Source organism: Candidatus Latescibacter sp. IFSED24, from assembly GCF_058273205.1.
In genome coordinates this window covers 1,541,309-1,561,396 of record NZ_CM177850.1, presented here as the reverse complement: position 1 = coordinate 1,561,396, position 20,088 = coordinate 1,541,309, and the positions used below count along the sequence as shown (strand labels likewise).

The window sequence follows — 20,088 nt, the reverse complement described above, 5'->3', positions numbered from 1 at the left end:
GGGAGGGAAGGCCGGGTTGACGGTCAGTCACACCCGCGATCACGGGCACCGATGAGCTGGGTGGTGCGGCCGTTGCGGGCTCCCGGCAGGCAGGGCGAACCGGCACGGAGGTCGTAACGACCCCGGGAGCGGGCGCAGAAGCCAGGGTCCTGGCTGAAGTTGCCGGCCTGTCCGGCCTGTCCCGCGAGGGGGCCGATCCAGTCGCCGGCGGTGTGGCCGAACACCACGCATCCGGACAGGACACAACGGTCGCTGGCGGTGGCGGCCACGGCCTCGTGGTCGTTGAAGGCGAGGATGGATCGTTCGAGCGAGGGGTTCGCCGAGTGCAGGAGCAATGCCCCGCCGGCGGCCTCGACCTGGTTGTCGACCAGGGTGCAGGCCACCAGCCGCGGCTGACCCGCCTGGCAGGCCAATCCGCCTCCGCCCAGGCCGCCGTGGTTCCGGGCCAACAGGCAGCGTCGCAGCTCGGGTCGACCCGCGGCGAGCCAGAAACCGCCGCCGCTGGAGGCGGCCTCGTTGCGCTCGATGTTGCATCGATCCAGGGTCAGGCCATCGCCCTCGAGGCAGGCCATCCCGCCGCCGGTGAGAGCCAGGTTGGCGGTCAGGTCACAGCGCGACAGCGAACCGCGACCGGACCAGAGGATGCCGCCGCCGAGCAGATCGGCCTCGTTGGCGGTGAACACGCAGTCCTCGACCTGGGGACCCTGCCGGCCAAAGACCGCGAGCCCGCCGCCCCGGCTGGCCCGGCTGTCGCGGATCACGCAGCGCGAGATCCGTGGGGAAGCGTCACGACAGCTGATGGCGCCGCCGTCGCCGTCATGGCGTCCGTTCCGCAGGGTGAAGCCCACCACCGCCGTGGTGGTGTCGCAGCCGCTGAAGACGAGGACCCGGCCGCGACCCTGCGCGTCGATGGTGACACAATCCGGCTGCAGGGTGCCGCTCCACAGGCTGACCCCGGGCTTGACCAGGATATCGTGCTCGTAGTATGTCCCGCAGCTCACCAGGATGATGTCGCCCGGATTGGCCCGGGCCATGGCCACGGCGATGCTGCGAGCCTGCTCGGGTACGGCGATGGTGCGGCTGCTGGCGGGGCCCGCCAGGACCAGGATCAGGATCAATGCCAGATAGCGGAAATCGATCATCTGAAACGAGATACGGCGCAGCATGAAGACTCCAATCCCGGGTCGGGAAACCATTTGCCCCAGGAATACAGTTTTCGTGGCAACTTGGCCAGGAAAATCCAGGATCCCGGTGGAGGTCCCCGCCGAACCAGTCGGTTGATGTCGCCTGCGGGCGGTGTTACCTTCCCAGCCGGTCAACTCGCGATGGAATCGGCCCTTTCACCCTTCCCGCAACGCGGCAGATGGCGTGGCCGCCCGGCGGCCCGCCAGGGAGCGTCCCGTGAACGACATCAGGCAGATGGCGCAGTACGCGCCCCAGGGTATCGAGCAGAAGTGGTATTCCCTCTGGGAAGACGAGGGACTGTTCGCGCCATGCGATGTCGAGGGAGCCGAACCCTTCGTCATCACCCTGCCGCCGCCGAACGTCACCGGCATCCTGCACATGGGGCATTGCCTGGGCAACTCGATCCAGGACACCCTGATCCGCTGGCATCGCATGCTCGGCTACGCCACGCTCTGGGTCCCCGGCACCGACCACGCCAGCATCGCCACCGAGCAGGTGGTCAGCCGCCAGATGCGTGAAGAGGGGCTGGACAAGCGGAGCGCCGGCCGCGAGGCCTTCCTCGAGCGCGCCTGGACCTGGAAGGAGCACACCCACGGGCGGATCACCGCCCAGCTCCGCCGCCTGGGCTGCTCGCTCGACTGGCCGCGCGAGGCCTTCACCATGGACGAGGCGCGCAACCGGGCGGTGACCCGCGCGTTCGTCGATCTGCACCGCAAGGGCCTGATCTTCCGCGACCTCTACCTGGTGAACTGGTGTCCGCACTGCCTGACCGCCATCAGCGACGACGAGGTCGAGTACAAGGAACTCGAGGGCGCCATGTGGCACATCCACTATCCCTTCGCCGATGGCGAGGGGCACGTGACGGTGGCCACCACCCGTCCGGAGACCATGTTCGGCGACAGCGCCGTGGCGGTGAATCCCGACGATCCCGAGCGCAAGCATCTCATCGGTCGCACGATCCGTTTGCCGTTGACCGACCGGGTGATTCCCATCGTGGGCGACCACCACGCCGACCCCGAGAAGGGCACCGGCTACGTCAAGATCACGCCGGCCCACGACCCCAACGACTTCCTCGTGGGCAAGCGCCAAGACCTGCCCCAGGTGATCTGCATGGACCCGCATGGGGTGATGAACGAGGCGGCCGGCGAACTGGCCGGCCTCGACCGCCTCGAGGCGAGGCAGCGCACGGTGGCCGCGCTCGAGGAGCTGGGCCTGCTGGCGAAGATCGAGAAGCACGTCCACCAGGTGGGGCACCACGATCGCTGCGGCACCATCATCGAGCCCTACCTGAGCAAGCAGTGGTTCCTGCGCATGGAGGAGCTGGCTGCGCCGGCGGTGGCCGCGGTGGACGACGGGACGATCACCCTCTTCCCCGAGCGCTGGGTAGGGGTCTACCACAACTGGCTGCGCAACATCCGCGACTGGTGCATCAGCCGCCAGCTCTGGTGGGGACACCGGATCCCGGTCTGGTACTGCCAGGAATGCCAGGCCGAGGTCGTGGCCGCCGAGACGCCCGCAGCTTGCACCGCGTGCGGATCGCAGAATATCGAGCAGGACGCCGATGTGCTCGACACCTGGTTCTCCAGCTGGCTCTGGACGTTCTCGCCGCTGGGCTGGCCCGAGCAGTCCGCCGACCTGCAGCGCTTCCATCCCACCAGCGTCCTGGTGACCGCCGCGGACATCATCTTCTTCTGGGTGGCCCGCATGATCATGGCGAGCTACGAGTTCCTCGACGAGCCGCCGTTCCGCGAGGTGCTGTTCACCGGGATCGTGCGCGACGCCGAGGGGCGGAAGATGAGCAAGTCGCTGGGCAACAGCCCCGACCCCATCGACCTGATCGACAGCTACGGCGCCGACGCGCTCCGCTGCTCGCTGGTCATGCTCACGCCCACCGGCCAGGACATCTTCTACAGCGAGTCCTCCCTCGAGGTGGGCCGCAACTTCTGCAACAAGATCTTCCAGGCGACCAAGCTGATTCTCGGCGTCTGGGACGAGTCGGGTCTCGAGGCGCAGTCGACACCGACGCCACCGCCCTGCGGCCGGATCGAACTGATCGCCGGCCGCGACTGGCAGCATGCGCCGGCGGCCACCCTGGCCGCGCTCTGGCGCGACACCTTCGGTGCCGAGCCGCCGGCGACCCTCACCGACGACGATCTGGCGTTGCCCGACCGCTGGATCCTGGGCCGCCTGTGCGCCACCGCCGCCGAATGCAACGAGCACTATGCCCGCCGGCGGCTCAACGACGCGGCCTACGGCGCCTTCAACTTCTTCCGCCACGAGTTCTGCGACTGGTACCTCGAGGCGGCCAAGCCGCGGCTGCGCGACCCCGAGGCCGGTGCGGCCGCGCTGATGGTGGCGGTGCTGAACCTGGCGCACAGCTACAAGCTGCTCCACCCGGTGATGCCGTTCATCACCGAGGAGCTCTGGAGCTGGCTGCCCGCCACCAGCGGCCGGATCATGGTCTCGCCCTATCCGGTGGCCAACGGCGCGGCCCCCTTCGCCGCCGACCAGGACGCCTTCGCCACGGTCATGGAGGTGACGGGGGTGCTCCGCAACCTGCGCAGCGAGCTCGGAGTCCAGCCGGGCCGGCGGGGCCAGGCGGTCCTGCGCGTGCCGTCAGCGGACCGCCTCGCGGCGCTGGAGGCGGACGCGCCGCTGATCGCGTTGCTGGCCAAGCTGGAAACGGTGGGCGTGGTCTGCGGCGGCGACGATCCCAAGCCCGCCGGCGTGGGGCTGGCCGGCGACGTGGAGGTCTTCCTGCCCATGGCGGGCCTGGTGGACCTGGCGAAGGAGCGCGAGCGCCTGACCAAGGAGCTCGCCAAGATCGAGGGCTGGCTCAAGGGCTGCCGCGCCAAGCTGGCCAACGAGAAGTTCGTGGGCAACGCTCCGGTCGAGGTGGTCGAGAAGCAGAAGGAACTGCTGGCGGAGAACGAGGCCAAGGCCCTCACGCTGCGTGAGCGGCTCGAGGGGCTCGGGACCTGAGTACCCGCGGGAGGCGAAGCATGGCCGAGGATTTTCCCAACCGGACCCCGGGAGAGCTGCTGAGGGCGGCCCGCGAGGCGCGTGGTATCGATGTGGACACGGCCCACGAGGGGACCAAGATCCCGCTGCGGCTGATCGAGGCCATGGAGCGCGACGAGTACCACAAGCTCTCCGGACCGCTCTACGTGCGCAGCTTCCTGCGCAACTACGCCGGCTGGCTCGGTCTGGATACCGAGGACATCCTGCGCGTCTACGAGCTGGCCACGGGGCGACCCGAGACGCCCCAGATGTCCGAGGAGATGGTCTGGACCGAGGACGAGGTCGCCGTCAAGCGTGTCGGCGTGCCCTGGCTGAGGCTGACGCTGATCGCCGTGGGTATCGTGGTCGGCCTGATCGTCTTGATCTGGCTCGGGATGACGCTCTTCGGTGGTGACCGCGACGGTGACGAGGCGGCCGGCCCGCCGCCGAGTCGGCCGGTGGCGGCGGTGGTCGAGCCCACGCCCGCGACCCCGGTCCCACAGGAGCCGGAGCAGGCAGCCGTCCAGTCGGAGCTGGGGTCTGCACAGCGCACGGAGACCCCGGAAGAGCGTCTGGCACGGCTGCAGCAGTACAGCTTCGGCGGGGTGGACGACGAGACCGGAACCGCCGCCACCCCGCCGGCGGCTTCAGCCGACGAGAGCGTCGACCATGCCGACCTCGCTCCGCCGCCGCGTGGCGATTCGGCGCTGCGGTTCACCGACGGCGCCACGTTCCCGCTGGTCCTGCGCGTGGTGCTCCCGGCGCCCACCAACTGCACCGTGCGTCGCGACGGCTCGGGCAGCAGCGTCCCGGTGATCTGGCCCGATCGACCCGGTCCCCTGCCCGCCTACAACATCCGGGCGGGACAGGCCTATGCCGTGCGCGGCGGGTTCGCCATCTACTGGGGCGCCGAGGACAACTTCACGCTCAGCCTGGACGACCTGCGCGGCGCCCAGGTCTCGCTGAACGGCCAGCCGCAGGATGTCAGCCGCTGGCGGCCCGGCCAGGCCGTGGTCCTCGATCGCTTCCTGGTCGACCGTGACGGCGGCTGAGCGTGGGCCTGTTCGATCTGCATGCCCCCTTCGTTCCCACCGGTGACCAGCCCGAGGCCATCCGGCAACTCGTGGCCGAGATCCGGCGCGGCACCCGGTTCCAGACCCTGCTGGGAGTCACCGGCTCGGGCAAGACGTTCACCATGGCCAACGTCATCGCGCAGCTCGAGCGGCCGACCATGGTCTTCAGCCACAACAAGACCCTGGCCGCCCAGCTCTACGGCGAATTGAAGGGATTCTTCCCACACAACGCGGTGGAATACTTCATCAGCTACTACGACTACTACCAGCCCGAGGCCTTCATCCCCCAGACCAACACCTACATCGAGAAGGACACCAGCATCAACGACGAGATCGAGCGACTGCGCCTGCGCGCCACCAGCTCGTTGCTGGCCCGCCGCGACGTGGTGGTGGTCTGCTCGGTATCGGCGATCTACGGCCTCGGCAACCCACGCACCTTCAAGGAAGGCATCATCCACCTCGAGCAGGGACAGAGCCTCGACCGCGACGAATTCCTGCAGCTGCTCGTGGACGCCACCTATCGGCGCAACGACACCGCTCCGGACTACGGCACCTTCCGCGTCCGCGGCGATGTGGTCGAGGTGCGGGCGGCCCACGAGGAGCGCACCCTGCGCATCGAGTTCTTCGACGACGAGATCGACCGTCTCGCCTGGATCGACCACCTCTCGGGCAAGACCCTCGAGGCGGTGGGCCAGGCCGCCATCTTCCCCGCGAGCCAGTTCATCACCGACCGCAGCCGCTCGCAGAGCATCGTCGAACAGATCTCCCGCGACCTCGAGGATCGCCTCGCCGAGTTCGACGCCGGCGGCCAGCAGCTCGAGGCCCAGCGCCTGGCGAGCCGCGCCCGCTACGACATGGAGATGATCCAGCAGATCGGTCACTGTCCCGGCGTGGAGAACTACTCGCGCTACTTCGACGACCGGCGCCCGGGCGAGCGGCCGGCGTGCCTGCTCGACTACTTCCCCGAGGACTTCCTGCTGATCATCGACGAGTCGCACGCCACCGTGCCCCAGATCGGCGCCATGTACAACGGCGACCGCTCGCGCAAGCTCAAGCTGGTGGAACACGGCTTCCGTCTGCCCAGCGCCCTGGACAACCGCCCGCTCCTGTTCGACGAGTTCGAGCAGCTCATGCCCAGCACCATCTTCGTCTCGGCCACCCCGGGCGACTGGGAACTGGCCCAATGCGGGGGCGTGTTCGTGGAGCAGGTGATCCGGCCCACCGGCCTGGTCGACCCGCCCATTGAGGTGCTGCCGGTGGCTACCCAGGTCGACGACCTCATGGCGCGCTGCCGCGAGGTCACCGCGCGCGGCGAGCGCGTGCTGGTGACCACCCTGACCAAGAAGATGTCCGAGGATCTGACCGAGTACCTGGGCCAGGCCGGCCTGAAGGTGACCTACCTGCACAGCGACATCTCGGCGCTCGACCGCATCGAGATCCTGCGCAAGCTGCGACTGGGGGAGAGCGAGGTGCTCGTGGGGGTGAACCTGCTGCGCGAGGGGCTGGACCTGCCCGAGGTCTCTCTGGTGGCCATCCTCGACGCCGACCGCGAGGGCTTCCTGCGCAGCGCCCGCTCGCTGATCCAGACCGCCGGCCGCGCCGCACGCAACGTCAACGGCAAGGTGGTGATGTACGCCGACCGCCTCACCGATTCCATGCTCAAGGCCATCGACGAGACCGAGCGCCGCCGCGCCAAGCAGCTCGCCTACAACGAGGAACACGGCATCACACCGCGGACGATCCACAAGACCCGCGAGGAGATCATGCAGCAGACCATGGCCGCGGGCGATCGGCAGCCGGAGCCCGCGACCGAGGAGCGGCCCTGGGAGCACATCCTGCGTGGCGACTTGACGCCGCGCGACATGATCGAGATGCTGGAGAGCGAGATGCGCCAGGCGGCCGGCGCGCTGCAGTTCGAGAAGGCCGCCCAGATCCGCGATCGCATCGAGGACCTCAAGGCTCAGTGGGGCGTGGGGCTCCGCGGCGACAAGGAGTCGTGATGGACCGCCACCGCTTTCCCCACCATGCCTGGCTCGACACGCTGGTCGCCCAGGCGCTGGCCGAGGACATCGGCACCGGGGACGTCTCCACCGCCATCACCGTGGCGGCCGGCACGACGGCGCTGGCGCGGGTGGTGGCCCGCGAGCCCGGGGTCGTGGCCGGTCTGCCGCTGCTGGCGCCGCTGCTGACGCACCTCGATCCCCTGGTCGGTGTCCGGCTCCGGGTCGCGGACGGCGACCGCCTGCTGGCCGGCGACGTGGCGGCCGAACTCTCGGGTCCCGCCGCCCCGCTGCTCACCGCAGAACGGACGGCGCTCAACTTCCTGCAGCAGCTCTCGGGCATCGCCACCTTGACCGCCCGCTACGTCGACGCCGTGGCCGGCACACGTTGCCGGGTCCTGGACACGCGCAAGACCCTGCCCGGCTGGCGCGCCCTGGCCAAGTACGCCGTCCGCTGCGGCGGCGGCAGCAACCATCGCCTCGGCCTCTACGACCGCATCATGCTCAAGGACAACCACTGGGCGGCCGGGGGCGATCGCATCGCCGAGCTGGTGGCCCGGGGCCGGCGCGACCATCCCGACCTGGCCATCGAGGTGGAGGTGGATTCTCTCGACCAGCTCGACCGGGTGCTGCCGTTGGCGGTGGAGTGGGTCCTGCTCGACAACTTCACTCCCCAGCAGGCGCGCGAAGCGGTCCGGCGGCGCGACCGGAGCACCGCGTCGCGCACGCTGCTCGAGGCCAGCGGCAACGTCGACCTCACGACCATCGGCGAGTTCGCCCGGGCCGGGGTGGATGCCTGCTCTGTGGGCCGCCTGACCCACTCGGCGCCGGCGCTCGATCTGGGCCTGGACATGGAGCTCCAGCCATGACCGTGCTCCTCGTCAACGTGGGCAATACGCGCACCGTGGTGGCGCGCGGCGTGGTCGGCGGCGGGCGTCTGACGGAACCACCGGCGCTGCTCTTCGCCCAGCAGACACCGCACACGGAAGCGGAGCAGGAGGCCCTGTCCGAGCGGCTGGCGTCGTGCCGGCGCGACGGCGAGCCCGTGGGCGTGGCCTCGGTGGTGCCGGCGGTGAATGCGGCGGTGGTGCGGGCGCTCCCGGAAGCCCGGCTCGTCGATCACACCTGGGATTTCCCCTTCGTGGTGGCGGTGCGCGGCGCCGAGACCGTGGGCGCCGACCGCTGGTGCAACGTGGCTGCGGCCGTCGCTGCGGGATTCGCCGATGCCCTGGTGGTCGATGCCGGCACCGCGACGACCATCGACATCCTGCAGGACGGGCGTTTCCTGGGTGGACTCATCGCGCCGGGCATGGCCTTCGCGGCGGAGCAGCTCCAGCGAGCCGGGGCGCGGCTCTGGCCCGTGTCCTTCGCGCCCTGCGAGCTGCGGCCGGGGCGCGACACCGAGGAGGCGCTGGGTATCGGCGCCTTCCATGTCGGGGTGCACGGGGTCACCGGGACAGTGGAGGCGCTGCTCGCCGAGATCCCCGCTGCCCGGGTCGTGGTCACCGGCGGCCTGGGCGTTCATCTGGCCAGGCCGCAATGGCTGCACGATCCCCACTGGACCCTGCGCGGACTGGCCTGCTTGCTCCTGAAGTGAGCCCGCTCCTCCGGGGGGAAGAGCGGGCTCAGGGGAACCGGGCGCATGGGAGCCGGCCGCTAGGGTGCGACCACGCTCACGTTGTCGACGAAGAAGGTGCCCGCGCCATCGTTCCAGGTGGCGAAGCTGATGTGGGTGATCTTCTCGGGAGACGGCAGCTTCTTGGTCTTGAAGGCTGCCAGCGGCTGGCTCACCGGCCCGTCGCCCACCTGCACGGTATAGTTGCCGGCCGCGATGTCCACGCTCACGGTCACCGTGTACCAGGTCATGAGGTCGAGTCCCGTGGCCAGCACGGTCCATTCGTCCCAGTCCGAATCCGCTTCACGGGCGAACAGGTCGATCTTGCCCTCGCGGTCGGTGTTGGCGAAGCCCAGGAAGACGAAGCGCTCCTTGCCCGTGCTGTTGGGCCCGTTCTTCTTGTCGTTGCTGACGCCGGCGAAGAAGAAGCCGGAGCGGTCGTACTCGGGGCGGATCTGCTTGATGCAGATGTCGTAGGTGATCTGCAGCTTGCCGGTCTGGGTCTTGGCCAGGCGCTGGGACAGGTAGGTGTTCAACTCGGGGTGCGCCTTGAGCATGGCCTTCTTGGTCTTGTTGCCGGCGACCTTCTTGGAACTGAGGATCAGCTGCTTGCGCCCCTCCTTGTCCTTGCGGCTCTCGTACCAGTCCTGGCCATCGTCATCGCGGCGGAGTGCGTCGCCGTTCTTGAGCGACTCGAAGTCGCCGTTCTTGAGCAGCTCGGTGGCGGCCAGGGCCACGGGCACGAGGATGAGAGCGAGCAGCGCGCCGCCGAGCATGAGGCGGAGGCCGGAACGGCTGGCCATGGGGACCTCCCGGGACGGAGAATGGAACGCTCGCGCGAACAGGCTGCCGTCCGCGCCGTATCGTGGCAGCATACCGCGAACCGGGAACGGACGACAAGACGGTAAAGTATCCGTTTTTCGGGAAACGCAGCCGCGATGGGCGCTCGCTCAGCGCACCCCGTAGCAGATCACTTCCATGGGTCTGGGCTCGGCGTCCTCGTGGCCCTCGACCCCGCCGAACATGGCGCGCACCGCGTCCATGAACCCCGTCACCAGGATCATGCGGTCGGTGCTGACGAAGAAGATGGCGTCCTCCTGGCCGTCGCCGGGGCAGGCCACGCGGACCTGCTCGACGAAGCCGCCATCGGGCGCGAAGACATCGTAGGTGAGCATGACTCCCGGGGGCTGGTCCACCGCGCTGCGGCTGTTTCGCACCCAGAGGCGACCGTCCTCGCGGGCCCAGAGCCCGCCGAAGATCCAATCGATGGGGGCGGCCGTGGGGCAGAGGTCGATCTGCATCTCGAAAGGCACGTTGCGCATGGAGGCAGCAAAGAGGCGACGCCACTCCTCGAGCTCGTCGGCGGTGCGCCGGTGCTCGGGATAGTCGCGCTCGATGACGTGATGGAGCCGTCCGTCGGGCTCGTAGACCTCCACACGATAGGCTTCGCGGTCGGGCGCGATGTAGACCCGGCCCTGGCCATCCACGCTGAACCGGCGCAGCGCGATGTCGAGCTGGCTCGCCTCGTGGAACGTCTGCTCGCTGAAGACCAGCTCGTAGCTGTCCTCGAAGTAGGTCGCGGTCACCGCGCCGTCGTCCGCGTGCGCGGCGATGCGCGGCTTTCGGACCTGCATGCCGGCCGCCTGATCGGTACTCACCAGGGTCGATCCCAGCACGGTAAGACCGCCGCCGTAGCGGCTGCTGCGCAGGATGGCGAATCCGCCCTGGGCGGGGTCGCCGGCCCCGAGTTCCAGGGTGCCGGCGGGCTGTCCCGCGAGGTCGACATAGACCACGCGGCCCGGAAACCCCGTGGCCAGGCCCAGACGCCCGTCGTCGGTCAGGAACATGTCGCCGGGGCGCCGCGTCTCGCCGGGTCCATCGCCTTCGCGGCTCAGGTTGCCCAGGAACTCGCCGTCGGGCGTGAAGACCGTGACCTGGGAGAGCTGGCCATCGAGTAGGTAGATGTTGCCCTCGCGGTCGACCGCCACCTGCATGAGCACGCCGAAGAGTACCTCCTCGTCGTCCTCGCCGCCGCGCCGCCAGAGCTCCTCCAGTTCCAGGGTACGCACGCCGGCGCGGGGTTCGGCACCGCTGCGGATGAGGGGGGCGTCGGCGGCCTCAACGGTCTGCGCTGCGGGGGGACAGCTCATCAGCGCCAGGAGGGTGCCGAGTAGCAGACAGGTCCGGACAGGGCGGGGGCAGGACATGGCGCAACCTCGTCGGTCTGGAGTTCGTGGACGACCTGACTTTCTACGCAGACCTGCCCGACTGGTTACGGGCAAAACGAAGCCGGGGGCGCCGCTCGCGACGCCCCCGGCCGACCTGGTCCAGGCTGGTCTCAGATCATCCTGATGAACCAGCTCTTGTTGGTCCGCTTGACCTTGCCGAACCAGATGGCCAGCGGGTACATCACCGCGAGCAGGCCCACCCAGACCAGCAGGCTGTCGGACACGTCGCCCGCGTGGTAGGGCAACAGGTTCAGGCGCCGGAAGACGATGGCCAGCAGCGGGATGTGCACGCAGTAGAAGAACAGCGGCACCTTGCCCACCACGGCCAGGGGCCGCAGCACCGGCCAGCGGTTGTCGATCCAGGCGAACAGGCCCACCATGAAGATCACCGCGCCGGCGAACCAGAACTGGTGGGTCAGGCTCGGGGGATACTTCTGCACCAGGAAGAAGCTGTAGGTGAACCAGCCCTCGCTGGGGAAGATGTTGGCGTAGGCGCTGCCCCAGTCGCGCAGCCCGAAGGCGACGATCACCAGCAGCAGACCCAGGCCCATGCTCTTGTAGGCGCGCTCGTCGGGTTTGCGCTTGTCGGTCCAGACGGTGAACCAGAAGTGCGCCATGACCGAGCCCACGCAGGCCAGCGAGAACCAGGGGATCAGGGGATACTTGGTGAAGTCGCCGCTGTCGACGAAGAACTGCATGGGATAGTGCAGCCAGCCGTCGTGATCGTAGGGGATCCGCAGGAGCAACGGGTGGATGAAGAAACCGGCGGCGGCTACCGACAGCCGCTGCCACCACTTCCACTCGACCATCAGGGCCACCAGGATCATGCTGATGCCGATGGTGGCGATGATGCCCATGTGGTCGAGGCGCAGCCGCGAGAAGCCGCCCCAGGCCGCGTTGACCCAGACCCACTGCACCACCACCAGGAAAAGGCCGCGCTGGACGAAGTCCCAGGTGGCGCGACCGCGGCTCAGGCCCCGCTTGCGGCGGCGGGTGAACGCCCAGTAAGCCATGGCGCCGTTCATCATCAGGAAGCCCGGGGCGCAGAGGTACCCCATGTAGCGGATGAGGAACTGGGGCAGGTTGTCGAAGAAGGGGTCGATGGGGTCGAGGCTCAGCCAGGCCGCATTCATGTAGTACTGGGCGTGGCCCAGCGCCATCATGATCCCGATCAGTCCCCGGAACTCGTCGATGAAGGTGAAGCGTAGCTTCTTGCCGGGCATGGCGGCCGGCTGGGTGCCGGGCGCGGCCTTGGTCCTGGCGGCATTCTTGGTGATCGCTCTGGCGGCCATGACGTCCTTTCCGGGGGCCGGGCGGAACCCGGAGGTTCCGCCCGGCCGCAGGGGATCAGCGGCTGAAAACGGTCCGCACCACGCGGAAGCCCACGGTGTTGTCGGGGCTGTCGGGCGGGAACGATCCGCGGGCGGCGCTGCGGCAATCCTGGGCGCTGTAGTACCAGGAGCCGCCGCGACAGGACCGACGCACGCCGAGCGACGGGCCCTCGGGGTCCAGCACCGTCTCGGTGGTGACGGTGTCGTACCAGTCCCAGCACCATTCGCGCACGTTGCCGCTCGTGTCGTGAAGGTTGAACTGGTTGGCGGTCTTCTGACCAACCACCTCGGTACCGTCGGCCGCGTTGCCGCAGTACCAGCCGATGCTGTCGAGGTTGAAATCGAGGCGGCAGTTCAGCTCGACAAGATCGCCGCTGTACAGAGCGGTGGTCGTGCCGGCGCGGCAGAGGTACTCCCATTCGGCCTCGGTGGGCAGGCGGTAGCCGTCGGCGCCACGATCCCAGTCCACGGCACCGGTCACCTCGTTGATCGCGTAGACCGGGGTCAGGCTCTCGTCCAGCGAGCGGGCGTTGCAGTAGCGGATGGCATCGAGCCAGAGCACGCTGTCGACCGGGCGATTCGCCCCCGGGAATTGCGCGGGGTTGCTGCCGGCGGGCATCACGGCGTCCCACTCGGCCTGGGTCACCTCGTGGGGCTCGGCCACCACGTCGTGGCTCAGGACCACGGTGCGCTGGACCTCGTCATCGTCACGGCCGTTCTCGCCGAGGGGACTGCCCATGGTGAAGGCCACCAGACCGACCAGCGGGCCGGACGCGTCCTCGGTGACGGCGTCGGCCACGTCGGCCGCGGTGAAGCGGAATGAGTAGGTGTGGGCCCCGGTGGGCAGGGTGGTCTGATAACGGTAGAGGTTGCCCTCGACGTTGGTCATGGTCTGCGGCGTGCCGTCGATGATCACCTCAGAGGCGGTGAAGGGCGCTTCCCAGATGGCCTCGATCTGGTAGGTGAAGGTGTCTTCAATGGTGCCGCCGTCGATGTCCAGGCTGGCATTGCGCAGGGTGATGCCCGCAGTGGTGCTGGTGCTGGCGGGGTTGGAGAGCACCGAGATCTGATCGGCATCGTCCATGACCCGCATGGCGAAGTGGTAGGTCGTGGTGGGCTCCAGGTCTCCCACTGTCAGGGTCATGAGGGTGCCAGGGGCCTCGGGCACGGGGAGTCCCGACAGCGTGGTGGCCGCGTCCCAGGTCTCCTCGTCGATGATCGGAGCGTCGGCCATGCGGATCTCCAGGCTCGCGGCCGTGCCGATGAACCGGTCGTCGCCGGTCATGGTCCAGGACAGATCGATGGCGCGGTTGCCGGCGGGCAGGGCGGCCAGATCGCCGACCTTGCCCGGACGGGTCTTGTCGAGGAACGGTCCACGACCGCCGAGCACCAGGAGACCGTCGTCCTCATCGACCACGATGCAGTGGCCGTCGTCGGCGAAGGCCACGTCGGTGGCGTAGCTGGTGGGAGTGGTGCCGAGGTAGATGGGCTCGAGGGGGTTGCTGACGTCCATGAAGTGGACGCCGCCGCCGTTGGCCGCGAGGGCGCAGAGGCCGTCGCGCACCTCGATGGCCTCGCTGAAGCCGCCGAGGTCGTAATGGGCCACCAGCTCCGGAGTGTCGCCCTCGTGGATCCGGAAGACCGCCAGGCCCTCCACGCCATCGGCCACGAACGCGTAGTCACCCTCGATGGCCACGGCCCGGGCGGTGCCGTGGGTGTCGGCCCATGAGACGAGCCGCACCGCGTTCAGGTCGAGGATTCGCAGGTCGAGCACGCAGAGGCCCATCTCGTTGTCGGCGCAGTAGCCCCACCCGTCGCGCACGACGAGGCTGTAGGCCTTGCCGTTGGTGCCCACGAACACGCCGTTGTAGGCGAGCACGCCGGGGTCGGCGGGCACGGACTCGAAGATCCGCACGCCCTTCCAGTCCTCGGCCAGGTAGACGATGTAAGGTTCGGTGGGATCATCGGACTGGTCGATGTAGACCGTGCGTCCGACCACCGCCGTGGTGCCGGTGCTGTAGCTGATGGGCATGGCCGGATCGGTGACGTCGTAGCTGGTGACGCCCTCGGTACCTTCGACCACGTGGCAGATGTCGCGCAGCACGCCGTCGGTCATCGTGCGCAGCACCTGGACGTCGTCGGCGTACTTGGTTGTGTTGATCGTGGCCAGCAGCTGGGGGGCCGCCGGATCGGTCCAGTCCACCGAGTGCAGACCCGCCTCGCCGCCCGCGACGAACGCGCTGCGGCCGATGACGTCCACGCCCTCGTTGATCGAGGGCAATGGCAGCTGGCCCTCGATCGCGTAGGGAGAACCCGGCGGATCGTAAAGGTCCTGCTTGGCGCAGCCGCCGGCCAGCAGCGCCGCCATGGTCAGCAGCGCCGCGGCGATGAGCAGCAGGTGTCGTGTCGTCAGATTCGCGTGCATGGCCACTCCTCTAGAATCTGTAGGTCATGCCGACCCAGTAACGGTGCTGGATGTAATCCTTGTCCAGGGTGATGTCGCCGTAGTAGGGCGACTCCACCGCGCGCTCGGAGTATCGGAAATCGCCGTAGACGCTGATGGTCTTGTTGATCCGCTTGCTGAGGCTGACCGAGACCTTGGTCACCTTGTCGCGACGGCCCACGTGGTAGGGGTCGTCGAAGAGGGGCACGGAGGTGGGGTAGTAGTAATCCATGAACAGGTACGATCCGTCGATGGAGTCGAAGAACGGCCGGGCCCAGCGCGTGGTCCAGGCGAAGCCCACGCGGTAGAGGTCGCGCCGGTAGCTGGCGTCGCCGTCGTCGTTGTGGTCGCTGTCCTCGTCGGCGGCGTCGTAGCCACGGGCCTTGGCATCCTCGTAGCTGTAGTCGAAGGACAGCTTCAGCCGCCGGTGGATCTTGTAGCCCACCGAGCCGCGGATCTCCCAGGCCTCGATATCGTTCTCGATGAACGGCTTGTTGTAGTAGCGCATGTTGGTCTCGACGATGAGCTGGTAATCGAACTTCTTGCTCAGGCGGTGGCGCCAGCTCAGGTTCACCACGTTGCGCGTGAAACGGAACTCCTTGTACTCGATCGGTTCGTCGGGATCGCTGTAGGGCGGCCGGTCCGAGAGCATGCGGATGAATTGCTCGGGCGCGTAGTGGATGAAGAGCTCGAGCGACTTGCCACCGGGGAAGTACTGGCGGATGTACCAGTTCAGATCGGTGTTGGTCTTGATCGGATTCTGCGTGTACATCCAGCGCTTGATCTTGAAGCGGAGGCGCGTCTTGCCGAAGTCCCAGAAGTTGCGTTCGGCGGCGAAGTCGAGCCAGGGCGCCACCAGCAGGTCCTCGATGGCGCCGATTCGGAACTGTTCGGGCGTGACCCCGTCGACCCAGGCGTCGACGCCGTCGTCGCTCTGCGTGATGACGTTGTCGTCGTAGATGACCTCGACGCCGAACTGGTTGCGATAGCGCCAGGGGCTCTCGCGGACCCGCGCATCGCCCTCGACCGCTCCGGCCGTCGGCTGCGGCGGGCCGTCGAAATAGAGATTCGCAGCGAGCAGGTTCCCTTCGGGCTGGGTCCCGCTGACTTGCACGCTCCACATGCCCTTGGGGATGTAGAACTCGAACTGTCGGCCCATGCTCGGCCGGCCAGGACGACCGTCACCCCAGGTGGAGACGCTGCTGGGCTCGAAGTTGAGGGGCAGCTTGATGGTCCGCTCGCCCACGCCCTGCAGCATGATGGTGCCCGACTTGGTGCCCGACTCGCCCGGCGCGAAGCCGGCTCGGGCATAGCCATAGAGGCGGCCCGGTCCCTGCAATAGCACCAGGATCGGTTCCTGGTCGAGCAGGTAGTAGTCCTTGTCGCCCACGGGGATCACCGTGACCCGGGATGTGGGCTCCACCACGAAGCCGGCCGCGGCGGAGCCGGCGAGGGCTCCTGCCAGCAGCACGGCGGCGAGCCAGGGGATCAGAGGAGAGGATCGAGGGCGCAGAATCATGGACGGGCTCTCCTAGCGCTCGAGGTCGCTCTTGGGGATGTGGATCATGGTGGCGATGCCGCAGGCGTCCGGCCGGACGCAGCGGATCGCCACTTCGTGGCGGCCCCGGGGGACCGTGATCCGGAACTCACGCCGGTTGCCGGGCAGGATATCCTGCCGCTCGAGCCAGATCGCGCTGCTGAGCGCGGTGCTGTCGAAGTGGAAGGTCCGCCAGACCTCGTCGTCGATGGTCACCTCGAGGGTGTAGGTCTGGCTGCCGTTCATCGTGTGGTCGAAGTCGAGGCGAGTGCGCACCCGCAGCGAGGTCGGGCCGCCCACGGTCATCCGCAGGGGCTGGTCAGCATCGAAATGGTAGTACGTGGAGGTGCTGCCACTCTCGAACTGCAGGTGACGGACCCCGGCGTAGGCCTCTGGAGCGAAGGGCACCCAGCTCTCCCGGCGGCGGCGCACCTGTCGATAGAGACGGATGGCGACCTTGCCGTTCCCCTCGGCCTCGGCCCGGATGGTCAATTCGTGACTGCCGGCGGCCAGTTCGAGGTAGCCCCGGCGCAGCGTGCCGACGCGCCGGCCATCCTCACAGAGCGTGATGGTGTCGTGCGGCTTGCCCGTGAACGACTTGCGCAGGACCTCGTGCCCGTCCACGCTCAGGATCACCGTGTAGGGAACGCGGTCGAGGTCGCCGTCGGCGAAGACGTAGCGACTGACGAGCTTGAGGCGCCGCGGCCCCGCCACCACGCAGGTGGCGGCATCGGTTCCACCGAGCACCGCATACTCGAATTGGCGACCGCCCACGTCGAGGCAGGCCTCGCGCACGCCGCCGAGATCCTTGATCGAGACCCACGAGGTCTCGGCGACCGCGGGAACCGACAGCATGGTCATCAACACCAGGACAGGCGCGATGGACCGCCACGTTCTCATACCCTGTCCTCCTCGGCCGACTCCGGCAGGCGCCGGCGCGGCCACATGTCGAAGATGCCGCGGCGTAGTTCCGGCGCCAGGATCAGTGCGCAGAGGCCGCAGTAGACCACCAGCACCGCCAGCGCCAGCCAGAACCGGTACATGGTCTTGACGAAGATCTCGCCCTCGCCGGGGGCGGGTGTGTAGTCGGGGGAGATGGGCAGCCCCAGGTCGCGCGCGAGCGAGACGATCCGCAGCAAGTGGACCACCGGCACGCCCTTCTCCGAGAAGAGGATCATGGTGCCCTTGCGCGTCCAGTTGTGTGCGCCGAGTTCCTGGGTGAGGCCCGAGGGCAGCAACGTCCGGTTGTGGCTGCTGCCGAGGCTGGCCACACCGCCGCCCACGTTGATGTACAGGCGGTAGGCTCGCCCACGGGCTTCCTGCTCGTAGAAGGCCATGCGCTGGGCGATGGCGTCCTCGATGCTCGTCGGCTCGAGCAGGGGTACCCCGTTGCGGCGGGCGGCCTCCTCGATCATGGCGCGACCGTCGGGGCTCAGGCCGCGGCCGCGATCGTTGCCGCCGCCGAAGCTGGCCAGGGCGCTGCGGGTGGTGAAGACACCCTTGTCGAAGAGCACCGTCTCCATGTCGAGCCAGGTGAAATCGGGATCGTTGGCGCCCCACATCGAGGCGCCCACCGAGGTGATGACCACCGGGCGCAGGCGCATGGTCTCCATGGCGGCATAGAGCGCGATGTTCATGCCGGGGAACGATCCGGAGATGGCCACCGCCACGGGATCGCCCGGCTTGAGGCTGGCCTGGCGGAAGTACTGGACCAGTACGCCGGCCCAGTTGGGGTTCAGGCTGGTGAGCTTGGCCTCGAGATTGCCCTGGGCGTTAGTGATCTGGCTGAACTCGGGACCGATGAGCCCGGTGCCCGCCGGGTCGTTGAGCATGTCGAGGTGGGCGTCGTCGAGCTGGCGGTGCGCGCGCAGGACGGCGAACGCCTGGCTCGCATTCTGGGCAGCGGTCAGCTTCAACTCGTAATCACGCTGGCGAACCGGTGCGCGGGTGGCGTCGAGCAACGACTGCAACAGCAGCGCCAGCACGGCCAGACCCAGCAGGATCCACTTGCGACGGCTATCCAAACGCCAGCTCAATGAGCTTGCCTCCGTGGGCGACCACCAGGGCCAGCCGGACGATGAACGCGGCCATGAACATGGTGCAGAGCGTCTCGACGATGCCCTGCCGCATCATCCAGTAGGCGATCAGCCCCGGGATGATGTAGCCCACCGACTGGATGAGGGTGGCCTCCATGCCCAGGCCGATCAGATCGTTGAGCACCAGCAGGTAGCGGGTGAGGTATCCGAAGAAGAATCCCGCCAGGACGCAGAAGACCATGGTGCGGCGCCCGTAGAGCAGGATGAAGTTGCCCAGCAGCCGGACGAAGCCGAAGGTGACCAGGGCCGCCAGCACCGTGCCCAGGATCCGCAATGGCTGGTCGAGGAACAGCGCGATATAGCCGGGGACCACGAGACCGCCGGCCGCGAGGCCGAGGATCTCGGTGAAGACCAGGCTCACGACCAATCCGAGACCGATGGCCTGATAGAGCATCAGGCGACCTCCTGGGGCAACCGGGCGCGCAGATGGTCGAGCAGCGCGTTGCCGATGCCCTTGATGTTGCCGATTCCGATGATCAGTCCTCCGGGCGGGCAGAGTTCGACCAGCATGGCCCAGAGTTCGGGGGCGGGCCGGCGGGCGAGATCCTCGACGCGGTCCATGGGCACCTTTTCACGGCGCAGCATGTCGGCCACGATCCTGGTCTCCTCGCCGATCAGGACATAGCGGCCGGCCGTGAGCTGGCGGCCGAAGAGAGGCGTCAGGTCCTTGGCGCGTCGCATGCGGTCCTCGCGGTTGTTGAACACCAGGACGACCTCATCGGCGCGTTCGTGCAGCTTCAGCCGTTCCCAGATCCGCAGGTAGCTCTGGGGATCGTTGGCGGCGAATCCGTTGACGAAGGTGACCGGTCCGCGCTCCTCCACGAAGGTCCAGAGCGTCATGGCGCCGACGTCGGGCTGGACCGCGTACATGGCGGTCAGGGCGTCCTCGCGGGGCACGCCGACGGCCTGGCAGACATCCAGGGCAAGCGCGACGTTCTCGGGGAACTCCACGTACCGGAAGCCCTCCATCTCCCGCGCGGATACCGTGTCGCCATCGGCCCGCGTGCACCGGGAGTGCTGTGCCCGGGAGCGTCCCGCGAAGTAATCGGCGAAGACATCCTCGGCGTGGAAGAGGTGGCCGCGACGCGGCACGGTGCCGGCGAGGCTGGCGGCCACGTCGGGCATGGTCGGTCCCATGACCTCGAGGTGATCGGGACGGACGTTGGTGATCACGCCGTGGGTGGATCGCACGATGTGGTGCTCGCAGGTGCGCTGCAGGTCGGGTCGCACGGCCATGCACTCGATCACGAGCGCGTCGCATTGCTCGCGGGCGGCTTCGCGGATGATGCGCAGCTGCTCGCGGATGTTGGGGCCTCCCCGGCGGATGACCGGGGTCTCGCGGCCATCGACGTGGATCATGGCCGCCGCCGAACCCGTGGTCTTGACCACCACGCGCAGGTTGCCGCCGCGCAGGCCGGCGGCGATGAGCCGCGAAACCGAACTCTTGCCCCGGCTACCGTTGACGTGCACGCGCACGGGGATCCGCCTGAGGAACCAGCGGTGCCGCGCGGTTTCCCAGACGCCCATGGCGATCAACAGCAGCAGAAGAAGCGCGATCAGTTTCATTGCTCACGGGGTGC

The 20,088-nt window shown here is 68.3% G+C and carries 15 protein-coding genes; 5 read left to right on the top strand and 10 right to left on the bottom strand.

What is annotated here, in order from left to right; genetic code table 11:
- Window positions 1-23 precede the first annotated feature (23 nt).
- Complete coding sequence (locus IFSED24_RS06430) at window positions 24-1,166, bottom strand: right-handed parallel beta-helix repeat-containing protein (protein WP_491334393.1); 1,143 nt, start codon at window positions 1,164-1,166, stop codon at window positions 24-26.
- A 235-nt stretch (window positions 1,167-1,401) separates the two neighbouring features.
- Here IFSED24_RS06430 and IFSED24_RS06425 point away from each other — a divergent pair, with 235 nt between their 5' ends.
- From IFSED24_RS06425 to IFSED24_RS06405, 5 genes are read left to right on the top strand one after another with little or no spacing between them, the layout of a single operon-like run.
- Window positions 1,402-4,167: a valine--tRNA ligase gene (locus IFSED24_RS06425; protein ID WP_491334392.1), complete on the top strand. Its 2,766-nt coding sequence runs from the start codon at window positions 1,402-1,404 to the stop codon at window positions 4,165-4,167.
- Between the two features lie 20 nt (window positions 4,168-4,187).
- Complete coding sequence (locus IFSED24_RS06420; protein ID WP_491334391.1) at window positions 4,188-5,237, top strand: helix-turn-helix domain-containing protein; 1,050 nt, start codon at window positions 4,188-4,190, stop codon at window positions 5,235-5,237.
- Between the two features lie 2 nt (window positions 5,238-5,239).
- Window positions 5,240-7,258, top strand: coding sequence for an excinuclease ABC subunit UvrB (gene uvrB, locus IFSED24_RS06415; protein WP_491334390.1), 2,019 nt, complete (start codon window positions 5,240-5,242; stop codon window positions 7,256-7,258).
- Window positions 7,258-8,127 (top strand): carboxylating nicotinate-nucleotide diphosphorylase, encoded by an 870-nt coding sequence (gene nadC / locus IFSED24_RS06410; RefSeq protein ID WP_491334389.1) that lies wholly within the window; start codon window positions 7,258-7,260, stop codon window positions 8,125-8,127. Before uvrB ends, nadC begins: the two co-directional genes overlap by 1 nt.
- A complete protein-coding gene (locus IFSED24_RS06405; RefSeq protein WP_491334388.1) occupies window positions 8,124-8,855 on the top strand; it encodes a type III pantothenate kinase in 732 nt (243 codons plus the stop codon). Before nadC ends, IFSED24_RS06405 begins: the two co-directional genes overlap by 4 nt.
- Window positions 8,856-8,914: 59 nt before the next feature.
- On the opposite strand, the gene IFSED24_RS06400 is transcribed toward IFSED24_RS06405, so the two are convergent.
- The 9 genes from IFSED24_RS06400 to pgsB form a co-directional block, all read right to left on the bottom strand.
- Window positions 8,915-9,676: a hypothetical protein gene (locus IFSED24_RS06400; RefSeq protein ID WP_491334387.1), complete on the bottom strand. Its 762-nt coding sequence runs from the start codon at window positions 9,674-9,676 to the stop codon at window positions 8,915-8,917.
- Window positions 9,677-9,823: 147 nt separating this feature from the next.
- A complete protein-coding gene (locus IFSED24_RS06395; RefSeq protein WP_491334386.1) occupies window positions 9,824-11,080 on the bottom strand; it encodes an NHL repeat-containing protein in 1,257 nt (418 codons plus the stop codon).
- A 131-nt stretch (window positions 11,081-11,211) separates the two neighbouring features.
- Window positions 11,212-12,393, bottom strand: a complete 1,182-nt coding sequence (locus IFSED24_RS06390; protein ID WP_491334385.1) for an acetyltransferase domain-containing protein — start codon at window positions 12,391-12,393, stop codon at window positions 11,212-11,214.
- A gap of 55 nt (window positions 12,394-12,448) precedes the next feature.
- Window positions 12,449-14,857, bottom strand: a complete 2,409-nt coding sequence (locus tag IFSED24_RS06385; RefSeq protein ID WP_491334384.1) for an SUMF1/EgtB/PvdO family nonheme iron enzyme — start codon at window positions 14,855-14,857, stop codon at window positions 12,449-12,451.
- 10 nt (window positions 14,858-14,867) lie between these two features.
- A complete protein-coding gene (locus IFSED24_RS06380; RefSeq protein ID WP_491334383.1) occupies window positions 14,868-16,394 on the bottom strand; it encodes a surface lipoprotein assembly modifier in 1,527 nt (508 codons plus the stop codon).
- A 12-nt stretch (window positions 16,395-16,406) separates the two neighbouring features.
- On the bottom strand, window positions 16,407-17,312 hold the full coding sequence (locus tag IFSED24_RS06375; protein ID WP_491334382.1) for a hypothetical protein: 906 nt from the start codon (window positions 17,310-17,312) through the stop codon (window positions 16,407-16,409).
- Window positions 17,309-18,448, bottom strand: a complete 1,140-nt coding sequence (gene pgsW, locus IFSED24_RS06370; protein ID WP_491334381.1) for a poly-gamma-glutamate system protein — start codon at window positions 18,446-18,448, stop codon at window positions 17,309-17,311. The genes IFSED24_RS06375 and pgsW overlap by 4 nt, the downstream gene beginning before the upstream one ends.
- Window positions 18,429-18,902, bottom strand: a complete 474-nt coding sequence (pgsC, locus tag IFSED24_RS06365; RefSeq protein WP_491334380.1) for a poly-gamma-glutamate biosynthesis protein PgsC — start codon at window positions 18,900-18,902, stop codon at window positions 18,429-18,431. The genes pgsW and pgsC overlap by 20 nt, the downstream gene beginning before the upstream one ends.
- Window positions 18,902-20,074, bottom strand: a complete 1,173-nt coding sequence (gene pgsB, locus IFSED24_RS06360) for a poly-gamma-glutamate synthase PgsB (RefSeq protein ID WP_491334379.1) — start codon at window positions 20,072-20,074, stop codon at window positions 18,902-18,904. The genes pgsC and pgsB overlap by 1 nt, the downstream gene beginning before the upstream one ends.
- Window positions 20,075-20,088 lie beyond the last annotated feature (14 nt).

What these genes read in the sequence shown, in the direction of transcription:
- IFSED24_RS06385 (WP_491334384.1), bottom strand. Translation starts at nt 14,857, where the DNA reads ATGCACGCGAATCTGACGACACGACACCTGCTGCTCATCGCCGCGGCG.
- IFSED24_RS06395 (WP_491334386.1), bottom strand. Translation starts at nt 11,080, where the DNA reads ATGTCCTGCCCCCGCCCTGTCCGGACCTGTCTGCTACTCGGCACCCTC.
- pgsB (WP_491334379.1), bottom strand. Translation starts at nt 20,074, where the DNA reads ATGAAACTGATCGCGCTTCTTCTGCTGCTGTTGATCGCCATGGGCGTC.
- IFSED24_RS06430 (WP_491334393.1), bottom strand. Translation starts at nt 1,166, where the DNA reads ATGCTGCGCCGTATCTCGTTTCAGATGATCGATTTCCGCTATCTGGCA.
- IFSED24_RS06400 (WP_491334387.1), bottom strand. Translation starts at nt 9,676, where the DNA reads ATGGCCAGCCGTTCCGGCCTCCGCCTCATGCTCGGCGGCGCGCTGCTC.
- pgsC (WP_491334380.1), bottom strand. Translation starts at nt 18,902, where the DNA reads ATGCTCTATCAGGCCATCGGTCTCGGATTGGTCGTGAGCCTGGTCTTC.
- IFSED24_RS06380 (WP_491334383.1), bottom strand. Translation starts at nt 16,394, where the DNA reads ATGATTCTGCGCCCTCGATCCTCTCCTCTGATCCCCTGGCTCGCCGCC.
- nadC (WP_491334389.1), top strand. Translation starts at nt 7,258, where the DNA reads ATGGACCGCCACCGCTTTCCCCACCATGCCTGGCTCGACACGCTGGTC.
- IFSED24_RS06375 (WP_491334382.1), bottom strand. Translation starts at nt 17,312, where the DNA reads ATGAGAACGTGGCGGTCCATCGCGCCTGTCCTGGTGTTGATGACCATG.
- IFSED24_RS06405 (WP_491334388.1), top strand. Translation starts at nt 8,124, where the DNA reads ATGACCGTGCTCCTCGTCAACGTGGGCAATACGCGCACCGTGGTGGCG.
- IFSED24_RS06420 (WP_491334391.1), top strand. Translation starts at nt 4,188, where the DNA reads ATGGCCGAGGATTTTCCCAACCGGACCCCGGGAGAGCTGCTGAGGGCG.
- IFSED24_RS06390 (WP_491334385.1), bottom strand. Translation starts at nt 12,393, where the DNA reads ATGGCCGCCAGAGCGATCACCAAGAATGCCGCCAGGACCAAGGCCGCG.